Below are 20,280 nucleotides of genomic sequence, written 5' to 3' on the forward strand. Positions count from 1 at the left end.
TTAATTCACTAAAGATATAAACTTAAGTGATTTAACTTTTTGTTTATCTTTATTAACACTAACAAAAAATCATGAACAAATCTGCGGCTTTATTATTCATTATACTTTTTCATTTTTTCTGTAATGGACAAACAACAATTAATGACACTATAGCCAGAATAGCCCCAATATCTCACGAAATACTAGGCAATCAAGTAACTTATGGAGCAAAAATGCCCGCTCTTAATCAAATCGCTGGTGCACCAAAAGCCTTTTATACCTATTATTGGGAATTCGGTGATGGCACGTATAGTTTTAAAGAAAAACCAACACACTCTTACAAAAAAAATGAAACCTACACAGTTAAATTATGGGCCACTAATAATTATGACAATGGAAAACCGCCCATTAGTAGACCAAAATCTGTAACAATTACAGACACAAAAGATGAAGCTTCCATTGAAAACACATCTCCGTTTAAAGAAGATCAAGATTTAATATTAAAACGAAATCGCGAACCAATTCCTAATCAAGAAATGGTGTTTATTACTAGCTATAAAAACAATAACAATTATGCTTCTAGCGGAAAGCTTTACTTATTTTATAATGATCATCAATTTAAAAATGACAATTTCATATTAGAAGATACTCGGTTACATCATGGAGAACGAATTACACCATTAGATCTTATTTCATCTAATCTTCAGGAAAATGACAACCATACTTTTTTAGCTTCTAACAACACTTCTTTCTTATATAACAAAACTCTTGTTGTACAAGACACTACTAAACGAAAAAACCTACCACTTACATTAGAAGAATCGAAAGCTTTATACAGAAACTATCAAATAATAGAGTTTGACGATATGAAACCTGGAGAGGAACGAAATATCTTCCGCACATTACAAACTACTCCAGAAATGATTAAAGACACTAGTGCAATTGTTACATTGAGAAGCGTATATGTCCCAGATAATAATTTTGACAACCATACTGTAAAAGATACTGAAATGGAAATTGTGACTTCACATGATCCTAATAAAATGTCTTCTAATGGTTGGTTAATGAATTATCGATTGGTACGATTTAAAAGGTTAAAGTTTAAAGTACGATTTCAGAATAACGGAGAAGGCCCTGCTAATACTATTAAATTAGAAGTTGACACTCCGGAAATGTTTGACAAGTCTACTTTAAAAATAGATAGCATGTATCCCGAATGTCCAATTTGTCCAAAAGAACGGGAGGTGGACTACAGCTGCTTAGATACGATTCTAAAAAAGGATAAAATTATTTTTCAATTTAATAAAATCTACCTTCCTGGAAGTGAGCAAAAAAAACGTAGAGGAGATTGACTCCACCAAAGGTTTTGTAAAGTACTCTATGAAGTTTGGCAAGAATTTTCATAAAAAAAAGACCCGAAGCAGAACAGCAATATATTTCGATAAAAATGAACCTATTATTACCAATTATGCTACCACTAGATTCTCTCCAGGAATTTCTATCGGAGCAAAAGCTGGTTACATCTTAGTTCCTGAATTAAATAGACAGAGAGAATACTTCGTTGGTGCAACGTTATCGCCATTTAAATCCTACCGAATGTACTATCAAGCAGAATTATTATTTTCTTCTGCTTCTTATGATGACATCCAAAATTTTGAAACTAATACCATAAATCCAGATGGATCCAGAAACTTAGTAAGATTTTCGCAATTAAATCAATTTAACAATATATCTATATACGCCATACCAGGATCGATTAGATACAATTTTAATAATTATCTAGCAATGGGTGCTGGTTTACAATTAAAATTAGATATGACCAGCAGCAATGACCAAGAAACCACAGGAGAAGCTTTTATTATCGGCAACAACGGAGATCTCAACCCTAATCCAGATCTAAACTCTTTTGTAGAAAACACTATAGATGATAGTTTCACAAATCTACAAACAGGAGTATTCCTAGGTATGAATATCGGAGCTGTTCGTATCGGCCCCAGTATTGGAATTCGATATGTTTATAATTTTGATACTCCAAACTCTCAAATTCAATTCTATGGAATTTGGAAGTTTTAGAAGCATCATTTTGCTGTTTATTTTACTATACTTTGGAGATTCTGCAGCTTATTCACAGCAAAAAAACAAAACTTCGGATTTTTTATACCATCAATTAGACCAATTCCTTTCGGATCCTAACACTTCTAATTTAAATAGATTAACTAAAATAATTAGTACCAAAGAAAATCAACTACAGACTACCGAAGATAAATTAGCCTGGATTATAATCAATACAAATATCGGTTACTATAACACACATTTTAATAATCTATCAGTTGCAATAGCTTATTATGAAAAAGCCTGGAAAGTTTTTCAAGACAACAACATTAAAAACTACGATATTGTTGAAAACTGCCTGCAGCCTTTAGGAAACTTATATCTTAAAATCGGTGATTTACAAAAAGCAAAAAACACAATAACAAGCTATTTATATTTAGCAGAACAGCAACAAAATTTACCTCAGGTAATTTCAGCAATTACAAACTTATCTATCGCATACAATAATCAGAGTAATTACCAACAAGCTATAACCATACTTCAAAAAGGAGAAAAAATTGCTTCTAAAAACGTAAACATTTTAATCAATTTAGCGACGAATTACCTAGATATTAACGAACCAGAGAAAGCCCAAAGCTATGCCCTAAAAGTAATAGCTATTGATCCTTCGCAAACTAATGCTTATCAACTATTAGCAGCAATCGCGTTGGAAAATAATGATATACAAAATGCTCAGCATTATATAAACAGAGCAAAAGTTCAACTATTAGAACAATCAAATACTACAACTAGAGATCTTGCAAAATTACAATTAGCTTTTGTAGATATTTTGCTTTCTAAATCCTCATTTACTGAAGCATTAGAAATTATAAAAGAAATTTACAGTATTCTTTTACCTGCATATTCTAAAAAAAACGATATCCCAAAAAAAAATCATCTTATTGCAGACAGAATTCTCCTTAAAACTCTTGATGTACAAGCATATATTTACGAACGATTAAACAAACCTATTTTTGCAATTGAGTCTTATGAAGCTGCTTTTATAGTAAATTCTAAATTAAACACAGTATATCCATTACAGGACACAAAAATAATTCAACACAGCCAAAATCGAAATCGAACAGAGCAGTATATAGCTATTTTATATTCTTTGTATAGAAAAACCAAAAACATTAAACATATACATAAAGCATTTGAAGCAGCTGATAATTCTAAAGCACCTTTTGTAAACAAAGCACAACTATCAAAACAATTACTATCCGCATATAAAAATGATTCTTTAGTAAAGAAAAACAAACAACTAACATATCAACTTGCATCCTACGAAACCAGCATCTTACAAGAAAAACAACAAGCTGATAACGCTGATATTGAAAAAATTCAAAAATGGACCAATCTACATAACAATAAATCTATTGAGCTTAAGGAGTTAAATACCATATTAAAAGAAAAATACCCCGAACTATTACCCCCTCATAACACCATATCTATTCAAAAACTCCAAGAAAAGCTAAAACAAGATGATATTACTTTAATCGAATATTTTTTCGGAAAAGAAACAACATATCAGTTTAGAATTGATACTCACTCTATCAGTTTACAAAAGATAGGTAAGAGTGAAAAAATTAGAAAAGTTATTAAAAATTATATTTCTTATTTTAATACCCCTTCAGCTATTAACGATGATGTGATTTCATTTTCAGAAAGCAGTTTTAATGTGTATAAAATTTTAAAAATCCCAAGTTCTAAAAGAATACTAGTTGTTCCTGATGGATTGTTAAATTTCATTCCTTTTGAAACATTACTTACTAAAAAAACAAGTTCTTTTAGTTTTCAAAACATGCCTTTTTTATTAAAATCTAGTGTTTTGGTTTATGAAAACTCCGCCAGTAAATACGTGAGGTCTATTAAAAACACAAACAACGATAGAAGCGTATTAGGGATATTTCCTGTTTTTGAAAAAACCAATCTAGAACTTCCCTTCTCCATAAAAGAGCAACAATATATTGAACAAAAATTTAATGGTACTTTTCTCAAAAAAGAGAATGCGACCTATACAAATTTTCTCAATAAATCAAAAAGTCATACTATTTTACACCTATCAACCCATGCTGAAGCTGGAAATTTTTCTAGACCTGCTTCTATACAATTTAGAAATCAAAACATCCCAGTAAATCAATTATATGGACTAGCATTAGAAACAGACTTAGTTGTTCTTAGTGCTTGCGAAACTGGCATAGGTACTCTAATTTCGGGAGAAGGACCTTTGAGTATCGGTAGAGGGTTTCAGTATGCAGGAGTTCCTAACGTGTTATTTTCGCTGTGGAAGGTTAATGACAAAACTACTTCTGAACTCATGAACTATTTTTACCAAAAACTATACGCTACTAATTCGAACGCAGAAGGATTACATAACGCAAAATTAGACTATCTCAATTCTAAAAAAATCTCTAATATTCAAAAATCACCGTATTACTGGGCTGCATTCATTTATTATGGTGCATACCAGACTCCAACCTCAACCAATTATAACTGGATTTGGATAACAGGTGTTTTCTTATTAATTATACTATTTTTGTTTGCGATCCGACAAAAAATAAAATGACTACACTACGCCAATTCCTAATTAACAAAGAATATCAACGTATCAGACTTGTATACACCAAAACAAATCATTTTGAGGTAAAAGCAAAGCTTAATGGTATAGAAGGAAATTTTATTTTAGATACGGGAGCGTCTAATTCATGTGTAGGTTTTGATGCTGTGGAAAAATTTAATCTTTTTGCTCAAGATAGCGATGTAAAAGCGGCTGGTGCTGGAGCGACCGATATGGTTACTCAACTTTCTAAAAAAAACACATTACAATTAGGCAAATGGTCAAAAAACAATGTTTCCCTTGTTTTATTTGACCTAACACATGTAAATACTGCTTTAACCGCTCATCAAGCCGAACCTGTTGATGGAATAATTGGCGCTGATATTTTAAAAATAGGAAAAGCAGTAATTGATTACGAACGAAAGTGCGTATACTTAAAATAACCTACCATTCCACTCATTAGATCTTTTTTCGCTACTACATATTTGTCTGGTTGACTTAACCAATCTTCCTAAACTTTCTTAAAACAAGAATATACTCATAAGTATTTTTCACCACAAAGAATTGCTTAATAGTATTTTTCAAAATTCGGGTGGTTTTACGTATAGCTAATCCCCTTCTATCCATATAAATTTGATTACAAGCTCAATAAGAGATATTTATTAATCATAAAAAATCAAAAATATGGATCCATTTTTAGGACAAATTCAGCCATTCGGATTTAATTTCGCACCAAGAGGTTGGGGAAAATGTGATGGACAATTACTAGCCATAAGCTCAAACTCTGCTCTTTTCTCTTTATTAGGAACAACCTTTGGAGGTGATGGCAGAACCACTTTTGCTTTACCTGATTTAAGAGGAAGAAGTATTGTTCACATCGGGCACGGACCAGGTTTATCAACAATTTCTTGGGGCGAAAAAGGTGGTGTAGAACAAATATACCTCAATCAACTGAACATGCCTAATCACTCTCACTCGTTAACTGATGGCGTTGCTAATGTTATTGTTCACACTACTACCAATGAAGATGCTACTAATGAAACAGACAATGGTGTTAATGGTCTAGGGACTGGAGGAAATACTCCTGACATCTATAGGGAAAACCCAACCGCGGCAGATAAAATAGCCGGAGTATCCATTACTGGTATGACCAATCCTTCAGGAGGAAGTCAACCTTTCCAGAACAGAAATCCATTTCTGGGCATTAACGTATGTATTGCAATGCAAGGAATATTTCCCTCTAGAAGTTAATAACAAATCAATCTATTTAATTAGAGGGATTTTAATTCCCTCTAATTACTTTATTAATTATGACAATAAAATCACAAAACAAAATAGGAGTATTATTACCTCAATCCAATACATATCCCATTATAGGCAAATCATTCTTAAATGGTTTACGACTAGCAATAAATGGCCTAAATCTAAACATAATAATAGAAAGTATTGGTTATGGATCAGACCAAAAACAAATAATTAATAGTTTTCAAAAATTGTGTTACCAAGAAAATGTAATACTTACTACTGGTATTTTAGGACATAATGGTTTTAAAGAACTTACTGAGTTTGCATCTCAAAATGAAGAAATAATATTAGCCGCTAATTTTGGTTCCAAACGGCCTATAAAATTATCTAACCGAATTTTTCAGAACTCTTTAGGATTATATGATTCATTACAACTACTAGTGAATTTTCTTTTAAAAACCCAAAAAAACAACATAGCAACTTCCACCTGTTATTATGAAGCTGGATACGGTTTTATTGAAGCTCTTGATGATATTATTTCTCAAAACAAAAAAGCTTCATTTTCAGGACACTATATAACACCATTACATCCTAGGAAAAACGAAAGTGAGTTAATGGATTCTTACTTTTCACAAATAAAACCTGATGCTATCGTAGCTTTTCATAATGGAGTATTTGCAAAAGAACATATCAACTATCTAAATAAAAACAAATTACATAAAAAATATCCCATTTACACTCTACCTTTTTCTTCTGAAGATCATTTATTGATAGATTTTCCTGACATTATGAATGAGTTAAAAACCATATCTAGCTGGTATCCTGAGTTAAACAATTATGAAAATAATCTCTTCACAAACAACTACATCAAACAATATAGCAAAAAACCTGACTTTTTCTCCCTACTTGGTTATGAAAACGGTTTAGTTATTAAATCTGCCTTCCTTAAAGGGTTACATAGTCTAAATCAATCAATAAATTCTACGGCAATTAAAGGTCCAAGAGGGGAAATTTCCTTCAATAATGATTTTAATAAAACCAATTTTAATCATTATATTTGGGAGAACACCCAACCCGATGACTCAAAACACATTAGATATATTTCTAACAGATTAGATAAAAATACTTCTAATTATTTGAAGACTGTGGAAAACAATCAAGGGTGGCTAAACACCTATCTATGCCATTAATTTAAAACACCAAATTTAACTTATGAAAAAAACTACATTACTTTGCTATGCAATGATTTTTTCTAGCATTATTTCTATTGCTCAAACATTGGGAGCTGGCGACATCGCTTTTATTGGGTTTAACACCGATAATCCTGATGGTTTTTCATTTATCACTTTAAAAGAAATACCTAGTGGAGAGGTAATATATTTTACAGATGAAGGGTGGAACGACATAACCAACACTTGGGTTGGAAATAGTGAAGATCATCTTACATTTACCGCTACAGGAACAATATCTTGTGGAACAATCATATCTATAGTTGAAACCTCTGCAGACACCTTTACTGTAACGGGGCCAGGATCGATTAGTATTACAGGATATTCTGGCTGGTCCCTTTTAGGAGGGGATCAAGTACTTGCATATTATAGTGCAAGTGGACCTGAACCGGGAACTGTACCTACTTTTATTGCCGGCATACATGGTGATGATGGTACAGGAGCAAGACCAATAAATCCATCAACTGGATGGAATGACTATACTGGAAATTCAGGTGATACTGGAACACAATTCTCAGCGGTTCCAGCAGGTCTTACAAATGGTACAAACTGTATATCTTTATCTCCAAGCTCCGCAGAACAAGACAATGCTAGATACAATGGAACACTTACAGGGAATTCAGCTTCGTTATTAACATTAATAAATGATAGAACTGAATGGGTTTTCGACGACTCTACCGGGTATGATATTACCCCTACAGGATACGCTACTCCTTCTGTTACTTGTCCTTTAGCAAATTCAGCCCCAACCGCAACTGCACCATCGGCACCAACAGTATTAGAAGATGCTACAAATGTAGCCCTAGCGGATAACGTACAAGTAGCAGATACAGATGGAGATGATCAAACAGTAACGTTTGCAGTTACTGGAGGTACAGTAACATTAGGTACTGCTGGTATTTCTTTTGGCGGTAGTGGTAATGGATCTGCTAGTTTTACCGCTGCAGGAACCTTAGCAAATATTAATGCTGCGCTAGATGCCGCAACCTTTACACCGACTCCAAATCTTAACGGCACTAATGCTGGAACAATTTCGTTTACTACTAATGATGGTACGGATACATCTAGTCCCGCAAGTGTAACTTTTGATATTACAGCAGTAAATGACGAACCAAGTTTTACTGCAGGTGCTAATGAAACTATTAACGAAGATGCAGGTGCACAAATCGTAAATGGATGGGCAACTGCCATTGATGATGGGGATGCAGATGTTACACAAACACTTACCTTTACAGTAACAAATGACAACAATGCTTTATTTAGTGTACAACCAGCTATTAATGCAATGGGTAATCTAACTTATACTCCTGCCACAAATGCTAATGGTTCTGCAACCGTAGATGTTGTACTCTCCGACAACGGAGGAACTGCTAATGGTGGTGATGATACGTTTGCAACACAGCAATTTACAATAACAGTAAACGCAGTTAACGATGAACCAAGTTTTACTGCAGGTGCTAATGAAACTATTAACGAAGATGCAGGCGCACAAACCGTAAACGGATGGGCAACTGCCATTGATGATGGGGATGCAGATGCTACACAAACACTTACCTTTACAGTAACAAATGACAACAATGCTTTATTTAGTGTACAACCAGCTATTAATGCAATGGGTAATCTAACTTATACTCCTGCCACAAATGCTAATGGTTCTGCAACCGTAGATGTTGTACTCTCCGACAACGGAGGAACTGCTAATGGCGGTGATGATACGTTTGCAACACAACAATTTACAATAACAGTAAACGCAGTTAACGATGAACCAAGTTTTACTGCAGGTGCTAATGAAACTATTAACGAAGATGCAGGCGCACAAACCGTAAACGGATGGGCAACTGCCATTGATGATGGAGATGCCGACGCAACACAAACACTTACCTTTACAGTAACTAATGATAGCAATGCTCTTTTCAGCACACAACCAGCTGTTGATGCAATGGGTAATCTAACTTATACTCCTGCCACAAATGCTAATGGTTCCGCAACCGTAGATGCTGTACTCTCCGACAACGGAGGAACTGCTAATGGTGGTGATGATACGTTTGCAACACAACAATTTACAATAACCATAAATGCCGTTAACGACGAACCTAGTTTTACTGCTGGAGCAAATGAAAGTATAAATGAAGATGCAGGTGCACAAACTGTAAATGGATGGGCAACTGCTATCGACGATGGAGATGCTGAAGCTACACAAACACTTACCTTTACAGTAACAAATGATAATAATGCATTGTTTAGCGCTCAACCGGCTATTGATGCAACTGGAAATCTAACTTATACACCTGCTGCAAATGCTAATGGATCTGCGACAGTAAGCGTTGTACTATCAGATGATGGTGGAACTGCGAATGGTGGTGATGATACGTTTGCAACACAACAATTTACTATTACTGTAAACGCCATAAACGATGAACCAAGTTTTACTGCGGGCGCTAATGAAACAATTAATGAAGATGCAGGTGCACAAACTGTAAACGGATGGGCAACCGCCATTGATGATGGAGACTCAGATGCCGCACAGACTTTAACATTTACAGTAACAAATGATAACAATGCACTGTTTAGCGCTCAACCGGCTATTGATGCAACTGGAAATCTAACTTATACACCTGCTGCAAATGCTAATGGATCTGCGACAGTAAGCGTTGTACTATCGGATAATGGAGGAACTGCTAATGGTGGTGATGATACGTTTGCAACGCAGCAATTTACAATAACCATAAATGCCGTTAACGATGAACCAAGTTTTACTGCGGGCGCTAATGAAACAATTAATGAAGATGCAGGTGCACAAACCGTAAACGGATGGGCAATCGCCATTGATGATGGAGACTCAGATGCCGCACAGACTTTAACATTTACAGTAACAAATGATAACAATGCACTGTTTAGCGCTCAACCGGCTATTGATGCAACTGGAAATCTAACTTATACTCCTGCCACGAATGCTAATGGTTCTGCAACAGTAGATGTTGTACTATCGGATGATGGTGGAACTGCGAATGGTGGTGATGATACGTTTGCAACACAGCAATTTACTATTACTGTAAACGCAGTAAACGATGAACCAAGTTTTACTGCGGGTGCTAATGAAACAATTAATGAAGATGCAGGTGCACAAACTGTAAATGGATGGGCAACTGCTATCGATGATGGAGATGCCGACGCTACACAAACATTAACATTTACAGTAACAAATGATAACAATGCATTGTTTAGCGCTCAACCGGCTATTGATGCAACTGGAAATCTAACTTATACACCTGCTGCGGATGCTAATGGAACAGCAACAGTAGACGTTGTACTATCAGATGATGGTGGAACTGCGAATGGTGGCGATGATACCTTTGCAACACAACAATTCACTATTACTATAAATGCCGTAAACGATGAACCAAGTTTTACTCCTGGAGCAAATGAAACTGTTAACGAAGATGCGGGTGCACAAACTGTAAACGGATGGGCAACCGCCATTGATGATGGAGATTCTGAAGCCATGCAGACGCTTACTTTTACAGTAACCAATGATAATAATGCACTATTCAGCATTCAACCGGCTATTGATGTATCTGGTAACTTAACATATACACCTGCTGCTAGCGCAACTGGAGCAGCAATAGTAGATGTAATACTATCTGACAATGGAGGAACTGCAAATGGTGGTGATGATACTTTTGCAACACAACAATTTACAATTACAGTTTCAGATATTACACCTCCTATGGTAAGCATTACTTCTTCAGAACCTAATCCTACAAACAACTCCTCATTTGAAATTACTATAAATTTTAATGAAGATATCACAGGTTTTGATATTAGCGATATCATTGTTGGAAATGGTACAGCTGCTAATCTTTCTGGAGGAGGATTATCCTATACAGCTACAATAACAGCAACTACACCAGGAACGATAACCGTAGATATTAACGCAAACAGTGTAAATGATCTTTCAGGAAATGGAAATATCGCTGCGACTCAATTCAGTATCATATATGATAATTTACTAGATGTTAACGACGAAACTCTAGCAAATGGTCTTACTGTATATCCTACTCCTTCCAATAATATTATAAATATCACAGGAGCAATTGATTTAGACATAGAGCGTACTGAAATTTTTGATATTCGTGGAAAATTAATTCTTTCGCAAAAGTTAGATCCTAGTAGTATTATAAACACTATAGACATCTCTTCAATACCTTCTGGCTTGTATTTAATGAGAATATATTCAAAAACAAGTTCCACAATGAAAAGGGTAGTGAAAAAATAAAACTATTTCACTTTAATAAAAAAAAGCCGAAGTCTTACTTCGGCTTTTTTGTTTTATATTTTTTTGAAAATTTAGATGAAATTTATTGATTAATACAAACAAGTATTTCTACCTATTTCATAACCTCCTTATTCATAGTACTTTTACCCTATGATAACAGTTATAATGGCCCCAAACAAAAAAAGAAATATTATTATGAAACTAATTCCTGTTGCCGTTTTGGTAATTATATTAATCGCCCTAGGGATGAATATTTACCTGTTGCTTCGATTCGTATAGTATAAGAACATAATCACCTTCTACATTCCAGTTCTAATTGCTTCTACTGGATCTAATCTAGCAGCCATCCAAGCAGGAAAAATACCTGCAACAAGACCTATTAAAGTCGACCAAAACATTCCCCAAAACATATTAGAGGTAGAAAGTATAAATTCGAAATCACCCGTCATGCTAGAGGCACCTTTAGAAATCAACCACACTAATATCAAACCAATTAATCCTCCAAATACAGCCAAAATAACTGCCTCGAATAAAAACTGAAGTAATATAAATTTTCTTTTAGCTCCCAGAGCTTTCTGAATTCCTATAAGATTAGTTCGTTCTTTTACACTAACAAACATAATATTAGCAATACCAAAACCTCCTACTAACAGAGAAAACATACCTATAAAACCACCTATTTGAGACATCGTCCCTGTTATATTATCTATAAAATCGGTAAAACCTTGTAATTGATTTACGAAAAAATCATCTATTTCATCTGGCTTTAAACCTCGGTAAGAACGAACCTTTTGAGTCAAAGAAGCTACAAACTCCGGCACGTCACTACCAGATTCTGGCTTGATTATAATCATTGGAAATGTAAACTTATTATTATCTCCATAAAGTCTTCTAACGATATTAACAGGTAATATGGCCGCAGTATCTTTAGAACCTCCAAAAAGGCCACTACCCTCTTTTTTCAAAACACCAATTACCGTAAATTTTCTACCATAAACACGAATCTTTTTACCAATTGGATCACTTGATCCAAAAAGACTATTAGCTATTTCATCACCAATTACAATCACTGGTGCGCCACCCACAGACTCTTGTTCATTATAAAATCTTCCTTTAACCACTTGTAACTCCTCGATATCATAATAATCATTAGTAACTGGAACCATATCCACATTACTAATACTCTTATCATTATATTTTAGAGTTTCTTGTCCAACATTTAATAAAAAACTTGCTGCTTTTAAATCAGGCATAGTTCTTTTCACATGCTGATACTCTTCAAAAGTTACATCCGGAAACTGTTCTCTTTTCCAATCAGGAACTTGAGTAGGACCAAAAGAAATCCTAGTAAGATATATAGTACTATTATCTAAAGAGCTTATACTTCCTTTTATTTCTTTCTCTAAAGAATCTACAGCGGCAAGAACCCCAATAATGGAGAATATACCAATAGTAACTCCTAACAAAGAAAGAAAGGTTCTTAATTTATTGTTTCTAAGAGCGTTAACCGCAAAATTAAAACTCTCTTTTAGTACTCTAAGATATATAAGCATGTGCTATTTTTTGAACAATATAAAGATAGGACGTTTTCCTTGCAATTTTGTTACAAAATATCTAAAACAATTACGCGCAATGGGTTGTCTAATTGATAACTAAATTGCTACTTTTGCGTTTTACTAACTAAAAATTGTCATGAGCAACACAAAAACCGCTAAATCTGCCTTAATTTCTGTATTCAGTAAAGACGGGTTAGCACCTATCGTTAAAAAATTAGATGAACTTGGTATTACTATTTATTCTACTGGTGGTACTGAAAAATTTATAAAAGATCAGGGAGTGGATGTTATTCCAGTAGAAGATGTTACTTCTTACCCTTCTATTCTTGGCGGAAGAGTTAAAACATTACACCCAAAAGTATTTGGTGGAATCCTAAATCGCCAAAATAACGATAGCGATGTTGCAGAACTTGAACAATATGAAATTCCACAAATTGACATCGTGATTGTTGATTTATATCCATTTGAAAAAACAGTTGCATCAGGTGCACCTGAACAAGATATTATTGAAAAAATTGATATCGGAGGAATTTCGTTAATTAGAGCTGCTGCTAAGAATTTTGCAGATGTAACTTGTGTAGCATCTGTAGAAGATTATGCTGAATTTTTGGAAATTATTTCAGAAGGCAATGGTAAGATATCTTTAAAAGATCGTAAGCGTTTTGCTGCAAAAGCTTTTAATGTTTCTTCTCACTACGATAGTGCAATTTTTAATTATTTCAATACTGATCAAGAGATTGCGTCACTTAAGATTAGTGAAACTAAAGGAAAAGTATTACGCTATGGTGAAAATCCCCACCAAAAAGGGTTTTTCTTTGGAGATTTTGATGCTATGTTTGATAAATTACACGGTAAAGAGTTATCATACAACAATCTTCTTGATGTAGATGCTGCGGTAAATTTAATGAGTGAATTTAAAAAAGAAGCTCCTACTTTTGCTATTCTTAAACATAATAATGCGTGTGGATTAGCACAACGTTCTACGGTTCATCAAGCATATGTAGACGCATTAGCTGGTGATCCTGTTTCTGCTTTTGGAGGCATATTAATCAGCAACTCTGAAATAGATGCTGCTACTGCAGAAGAAATTCATAAATTATTCTGCGAGGTAGTAATTGCTCCTTCATATAGCGATGAGGCTTTAGAAATATTAAAAGGGAAGAAAAACAGAATTATTTTAATTCAAAAGAATATAGAATTACCAAAGACACAAGTTCGTTCTTGTCTTAATGGTTCTTTAGTGCAGGATAAGGATTTAAAAACTGATGCCTCGTCTGATTTGAATGTTGCAACCAAAGTTGGTCCAACAAAAGAACAGATTGAAGATTTACTATTTGCTTCAAAAATCTGTAAACACACAAAATCTAATACTATTGTTTTTACCAAAGGAAAACAATTATTAGCTAGTGGAACTGGACAAACATCTAGAGTAGATGCTCTAAAACAATCTATAGAAAAAGCAAAGTCATTTAATTTTGATCTTAATGGAGCCGTTATGGCGAGTGATGCATTCTTCCCATTCCCTGATTGTGTGGAACTTGCAGACAACGCGGGTATCAAAGCAGTTATACAACCTGGAGGTTCTATAAAAGATCAATTAAGTATCGATTACTGTGATGCAAACGGAATTGCTATGGTAATGACCGGAACACGTCATTTTAAACATTAATTTTAGTACATTTACTCAATTCTAACCCTTTTTATCGTTTTATATGGGATTTTTCGACTTCTTTACTGAAGAAATTGCTATAGATTTAGGTACGGCAAATACCTTAGTTATTCATAATGACAAAGTGGTGGTAGACAGTCCATCCATTGTTGCCAGAGATATTATGTCTGGAAAAATAATTGCAGCTGGTAAAGAAGCTGCTATGATGCAAGGAAAAACACATGAAAATATAAAAACCATTAGGCCATTAAAGGATGGAGTAATTGCAGATTTTGATGCTAGTGAAAAAATGATAAGCATGTTTATCAAAGATATTCCTGCTTTAAAGAAAAAAATATTTACTCCAGCGTTACGTATGGTTATTTGTATTCCTTCTGGAATCACAGAGGTAGAAATGCGTGCGGTAAAAGAAAGTGCAGAACGCGTTAACGGAAAAGAAGTATATCTTATTCACGAACCAATGGCTGCAGCTATTGGTATTGGAGTAGATATTATGCAACCTAAAGGAAATATGATAGTAGATATCGGTGGAGGTACCACAGAAATTGCTGTAATTGCCTTAGGGGGAATTGTATGCGACAAATCTGTAAAGATTGCAGGTGATGTTTTTACTAACGATATTATATATTATATGCGTACGCAGCATAACTTATATGTTGGTGAACGAACTGCAGAAAAAATAAAAATCCAGATTGGAGCAGCCACAGAAGATTTAGAGTTACCACCAGAAGAAATGAATGTACAAGGCCGTGATCTTCTTACAGGAAAACCTAAACAGGTTCAGATATCATTCCGAGAAATTGCAAAAGCTTTAGACAAGTCTATTCTTAGAATTGAGGATGCCGTAATGGAAACATTATCTCAAACACCGCCAGAACTAGCAGCGGATATTTACAATACAGGTATTTACCTTGCTGGTGGAGGTTCAATGCTAAGAGGTCTTGATAAAAGACTTTCTCAAAAAACCGATTTACCAGTTTACATAGCAGAAGATCCTTTAAGAGCTGTTGTAAGAGGAACAGGAATTACTCTTAAAAATATTAATAGATATAAAAGTGTATTGATTAAATAATTGTTTTTCAGAAAAATTATAGGCAGAGTATACCTAAAATTAATTTTTAACGTTATTGTGCTTTAATTGTTTTTAATCAAGTGAAAAACACACTATAAAAACATAATATTATTAGTAGAATTTAGTACCCCCATAAGACATGCAGCAGATTATTAATTTTTTAATACGGAACAAAAACTTCCTATTATTTTTGCTGCTTTTATTTTTCTCATTAATCCTTACCATTCAATCTCATAGCTATCACAAAAGTAAATTTATAAGTTCTACTAACTTTCTTTCCGGAGGTGTATACGGATGGAGATATTCCATAACTAATTATTTTGGCCTAAAAAACAAAAATGAACGTTTACTTGAAGAAAATGAATTACTTAGAAATCAACTTAGCTTATTAACTAAGGATACGATAGCAACAACATTTACCGACACTACTTCCTTTAGCAAACCCTATACCTTTATAAAAGGAAATGTTTACAAAAATGATTATAGCAAAGCTGATAATTATATTTTGATTAATAAAGGAGAGAAAGATGGTATTAAAGCTGATATGGGTATTATTACAGACAAGGGAATTATTGGTATTGTAGAAAACACCTCTAAAAATTATAGCAGAGTGATTTCTATACTAAATAGTAATTCTAGAATTAATGCTGGATTAAAAAAATCTAACCAATATGGATCCTTAGTTTGGAATGGAAAAGACCCGAATATAGTACAACTTGAAACAGTTCCGAGGCAAGCCATCTTAAAAAAAGGAGACACTATTATCACTAATGGACGTTCTACTATATTTCCGCGTGGAATAGGAATTGGAACTATCCTAAATTATGAATTAGATCAAAATCAAAGTTATTTTTTAATTGACGTACAATTATTTAATGATATGACTGATATAGGCTTTGTTTATGCAATAAAAAGTAATGACGCCACAGAAATTAAGTTATTAGAAAACCCTAAAATAGATGAATAACAATGTTCTTTTATACATAGGTAGATTCTTAAGTCTGATTTTGGTTCAGGTCTTTATTCTTAATCACATAAATTTTTTAGGATACCTAAACCCCTATATATACATTATTTTCATTCTACTTGCTCCCATAAATATAAATAAAAGCTTATTTCTTTTTTTAAGTTTTGTTTTAGGGTTAACCCTAGATTTATTTGGTGATTCTGGTGGCATTCACGCTACAGCATGTATATGTATTGCATATTTACGTCCTGTAATTTTAAGATCTGTTTTTGGGCTGAGTTATGAGTTCCAAACAGTAAAATTAAGTAAAGTAGGTTTTGGGCAACGTTTAGCATATGTAACTTTAATAGTTTTCATACATCATATTATACTTTTTTCATTAGAAATATTTAACTTTTCTCATACACTATTAATTGCTAAAAAAACGTTATTTTCTAGTCTATTTTCAATTGTAGTAATTATGGTTGTTTTAGTATTGTTTAGAAGAAAGGATTCATGAGAAAATTATTACTATATCTTATTATCATAAGCACTGGTGTTGTATTTACAGCAAGACTCTTTTATCTACAAATTTACAATACATCCTTTGCCGCATTATCAGAAGATAATGCCATTAAAGTATTGTATGATTACCCACAACGAGGGGCGATCTACGACCGAAATGGTAAACTTTTGGTTACTAACCAACCCTCTTATGATGTTATGGTAATACCAAGAGAACTAAGGCCATTTGATACTTTAGAGTTTTGTTCGATACTTAAAATAACGAAAGAAAAACTCGTAAAGCAATTAAAAAAAGCGAGAGTGTATTCTCCGCGTGTCCCTTCTGTAGTCATACCACAATTAACTAAAGATGAATATGCATACCTACAGGAAAAAATGCGGAAATTTGATGGATTTTACATACAAAAACGTTCTCTAAGAGATTATCATACGGTAAACGCATCGAATGTACTTGGATATATTGCCGAAGTAAATGACGGATTAATAAGGAAAGATCCATACTACCTTTCTGGTGATTTAATCGGAATGCAAGGAGTAGAAAAACAGTATGAAAATCAACTTCGCGGAATAAAAGGAATAAAAAGAATCCAGAAAGATAGGTTTAATCGTGATATTGGTCCGTATAAAAATGGTAAATATGATACACTTCCTGTTAATGGTAAAGATCTTACGATAACTATTGACGAAGAATTACAGGCATACGGTCAAAAGTTAATGGAAAATAAACGAGGAGGTATCGTGGCATTAGACCCAGCTACAGGAGAAATTCTAACTTTAATAACCGCCCCAAGTTATAAGCCAGAATTATTAGTCGGAAGAAAAAGATCTCCTAATTACACTAGATTACATTATGATTCTATTTCTAGACCCTTATTTGATCGTGGTGTAAAAGGTGAATATCCTCCTGGATCTCCTTTTAAAGCAATAACTGCATTGATTGGATTGCAAGAAGGAGTTGTTGACACAAAAGAAAGTTTTTCTTGTAATCATGGATTTCGATATGGCAAAAAGGCTAAACTTGGTTGTCACTCCCATCGAAGTCCCTTGAGTATGATTCCTGGAATTGCTCAATCTTGTAACGCATATTTTGCAAACGTATACCTAAGAAGTATTAATAAGTATGATACTCCCCAAGAAGGTATCGACAATTGGGAAAAACACGTAGAAAGTTTTGGACTAGGAAACTATCTAGGTAATGATTTATCAAGTGGAAGTAGAGGTTTAATTCCAAATTCCAAATTCTATAACAGACAATATAATTACCCTAAATATAAATGGTATCCAACCGCAACGATATCTAATGCTATTGGACAAGGAGAAGTGTTAGCTACGCCCATACAATTAGCTAATATGACTGCCGCTATAGCTAATAGAGGTTATTTCTATACACCTCATATTATCAAAGCTATTGACGGACAACCTATAGAGATTGAAAACTTTACCAAACCAAAATACACTACAATTGATAAGGAACATTTTGAGCCGGTAATCGAAGGAATGCACCAGGTATATGTACAAGGTACTGCAGCATCATTACAAGTAAAAGATATAGAAATTTGCGGTAAAACAGGTACTGCAGAAAACTACACTGTAATTGATGGAGAACGCATGCAATTAACTGACCATTCAGTTTTTGTCGCATTCGCTCCAAAGGATAATCCGAAAATCGCGCTAACCGTATTCATCGAAAACGGCTATTGGGGAGCTAGATATGCTGGTAAAATTGCTAGTTTAATGATAGAAAAATATATTAAACAATCTATCTCTAGAACCGATCTTGAAGATTGGGTGTTAACACATAGTCTTGAAGAAGAATACGCAAAACCATATAGTGGAGAACCTTTTAAAATCAACCAATAATGGCTAGATCGGCGGTAGGAGCAATAGATTGGCTAACTGTACTTTTATTTCTATTATTGATAGGTTTTGGTTGGGTTAATATATATTCTGCATCTTATGGTGATGAAGTTTTCTCAATAACTGATTTTACCCAACCCTATATCAAACAATTGTATTGGATTGTACTAAGCATTGTTATCATAGTTATAACACAAGCAATAGAAACTAAATTTTATGAACGATTTGCTGGCTTGATCTATGTAATATCGTTAGTATCTTTATTAGGACTGTTTTTATTTGGAAAAAACGTAAATGGTGCCACTTCTTGGTATGCATTTGGTCCTGTAGGACTACAGCCATCAGAATTTGCTAAAGCCGCAACTGCGTTAGCTCTTGCTAAGTTCTTAAGTGATATGCAAACCAATATTAATTTAGTCAATCATCAACTAAGAGCATTTTTAATTATAACATTACCTGCTTTAATCATAATACCTCAACCTGATCCTGGGAGCGCATTAGTTTATGCGGCTTTTTTCTTTCCATTATACAGAGAAGGTTTAGCTGCAACTTACTTAATCATTGGAGCTTCTGCCGCTGCCTTATTCATTCTTACTTTATTATTCACTCCATTATGGGTTGTTCTTGGTATCGCAACAATAATGTTATTAATTCTTATCAGAAATAGAAAACATAAACCGAAATATGCTAGATATCTATTAACAATCATTGTAATTACAGGGTTTTGTTTTTCTGTAAACTATATTTTCAATAACGTTTTTGAACAAAGACATCGTGACCGTTTTAATATTGTTTTAGGTAAAGAAGTAGATGCTAAAGGTATTGGATATAACACTAATCAAAGTCAAATAGCTATAGGTAGTGGAGGTTGGACAGGAAAAGGCTGGAAAGAAGGAACTCAAACCAAAGGTGGTTTCGTACCAGAACAACACACGGATTATATATTTACAACCGTTGGAGAAGAATGGGGTTTTCTTGGTGCTACTACAGTAATCATACTTTTTATTGGACTCCTTATAAGACTTTTGTACCTAGCAGAAAGACAGAAATCACAATTTAGTAGAGTTTATGGATATAGTGTTGCAGGAATTCTATTCATCCATTTTGTTGTTAATGTAGGAATGGTAACAGGTTTACTTCCTACCGTTGGAATCCCATTACCTTTCTTTAGTTATGGTGGATCAGGATTGTGGGGCTTTACTTTGTTACTTTTTATTTTCATTAAACTTGACTCTAACAGAGTCAATGAATGGTAAAAACCAGAATAAACCAATAGCT

The 20,280-nt window shown here is 33.8% G+C and carries 14 protein-coding genes; 13 read left to right on the forward strand and 1 reads right to left on the reverse strand.

Annotation, left to right across the window (positions count from 1 at the left end; all coding sequences use genetic code 11):
• Positions 1-71 precede the first annotated feature (71 nt).
• From NMK29_RS18350 to NMK29_RS18380, 7 genes are all read left to right on the forward strand, one after another.
• Positions 72-1,331 carry a PKD domain-containing protein gene (locus NMK29_RS18350; RefSeq protein ID WP_254097241.1) on the forward strand — a complete coding sequence of 420 codons (1,260 nt, stop codon included), beginning with the start codon at positions 72-74 and terminating at the stop codon, positions 1,329-1,331.
• Complete coding sequence (locus NMK29_RS18355; RefSeq protein ID WP_254097243.1) at positions 1,303-2,052, forward strand: hypothetical protein; 750 nt, start codon at positions 1,303-1,305, stop codon at positions 2,050-2,052. Before NMK29_RS18350 ends, NMK29_RS18355 begins: the two co-directional genes overlap by 29 nt.
• Positions 2,033-4,636, forward strand: coding sequence for a CHAT domain-containing protein (locus tag NMK29_RS18360; RefSeq protein WP_159092127.1), 2,604 nt, complete (start codon positions 2,033-2,035; stop codon positions 4,634-4,636). Before NMK29_RS18355 ends, NMK29_RS18360 begins: the two co-directional genes overlap by 20 nt.
• Positions 4,633-5,070, forward strand: coding sequence for a retropepsin-like aspartic protease (locus NMK29_RS18365; RefSeq protein WP_108802301.1), 438 nt, complete (start codon positions 4,633-4,635; stop codon positions 5,068-5,070). The genes NMK29_RS18360 and NMK29_RS18365 overlap by 4 nt, the downstream gene beginning before the upstream one ends.
• A 241-nt stretch (positions 5,071-5,311) precedes the next feature.
• Positions 5,312-5,878 carry a phage tail protein gene (locus NMK29_RS18370; protein WP_108802302.1) on the forward strand — a complete coding sequence of 189 codons (567 nt, stop codon included), beginning with the start codon at positions 5,312-5,314 and terminating at the stop codon, positions 5,876-5,878.
• Positions 5,879-5,937: 59 nt separating this feature from the next.
• Positions 5,938-7,062 (forward strand): ABC transporter substrate-binding protein, encoded by a 1,125-nt coding sequence (locus NMK29_RS18375; protein WP_108802303.1) that lies wholly within the window; start codon positions 5,938-5,940, stop codon positions 7,060-7,062.
• 22 nt (positions 7,063-7,084) lie between these two features.
• A complete protein-coding gene (locus tag NMK29_RS18380) occupies positions 7,085-11,377 on the forward strand; it encodes an Ig-like domain-containing protein (protein ID WP_254097245.1) in 4,293 nt (1,430 codons plus the stop codon).
• 299 nt (positions 11,378-11,676) lie between these two features.
• On the opposite strand, the gene NMK29_RS18385 is transcribed toward NMK29_RS18380, so the two are convergent.
• A complete protein-coding gene (locus NMK29_RS18385; RefSeq protein WP_108803498.1) occupies positions 11,677-12,930 on the reverse strand; it encodes an ABC transporter permease in 1,254 nt (417 codons plus the stop codon).
• A gap of 139 nt (positions 12,931-13,069) precedes the next feature.
• Between NMK29_RS18385 and purH the strand changes: the two genes are divergently transcribed.
• The 6 genes from purH (at position 13,070) to rodA (ending at position 20,258) form a co-directional block, all read left to right on the forward strand.
• The gene (gene purH / locus NMK29_RS18390; RefSeq protein WP_108803497.1) at positions 13,070-14,602 is read left to right on the forward strand and encodes a bifunctional phosphoribosylaminoimidazolecarboxamide formyltransferase/IMP cyclohydrolase; all 1,533 of its coding nucleotides are present in this window, start codon (positions 13,070-13,072) and stop codon (positions 14,600-14,602) included.
• A gap of 43 nt (positions 14,603-14,645) precedes the next feature.
• Positions 14,646-15,674 carry a rod shape-determining protein gene (locus NMK29_RS18395; RefSeq protein ID WP_027393894.1) on the forward strand — a complete coding sequence of 343 codons (1,029 nt, stop codon included), beginning with the start codon at positions 14,646-14,648 and terminating at the stop codon, positions 15,672-15,674.
• Between the two features lie 139 nt (positions 15,675-15,813).
• Positions 15,814-16,641: a rod shape-determining protein MreC gene (gene mreC, locus NMK29_RS18400; protein ID WP_108803496.1), complete on the forward strand. Its 828-nt coding sequence runs from the start codon at positions 15,814-15,816 to the stop codon at positions 16,639-16,641.
• Positions 16,634-17,140, forward strand: a complete 507-nt coding sequence (locus NMK29_RS18405) for a rod shape-determining protein MreD (protein WP_108803495.1) — start codon at positions 16,634-16,636, stop codon at positions 17,138-17,140. Before mreC ends, NMK29_RS18405 begins: the two co-directional genes overlap by 8 nt.
• Positions 17,137-19,005: a penicillin-binding protein 2 gene (gene mrdA / locus NMK29_RS18410; RefSeq protein ID WP_108803494.1), complete on the forward strand. Its 1,869-nt coding sequence runs from the start codon at positions 17,137-17,139 to the stop codon at positions 19,003-19,005. Before NMK29_RS18405 ends, mrdA begins: the two co-directional genes overlap by 4 nt.
• A complete protein-coding gene (rodA, locus tag NMK29_RS18415) occupies positions 19,005-20,258 on the forward strand; it encodes a rod shape-determining protein RodA (RefSeq protein ID WP_108803493.1) in 1,254 nt (417 codons plus the stop codon). The genes mrdA and rodA overlap by 1 nt, the downstream gene beginning before the upstream one ends.
• Positions 20,259-20,280 lie beyond the last annotated feature (22 nt).

Source organism: Aquimarina sp. Aq107, assembly GCF_943733665.1.
Classification (GTDB): Bacteria; Bacteroidota; Bacteroidia; order Flavobacteriales; family Flavobacteriaceae; genus Aquimarina.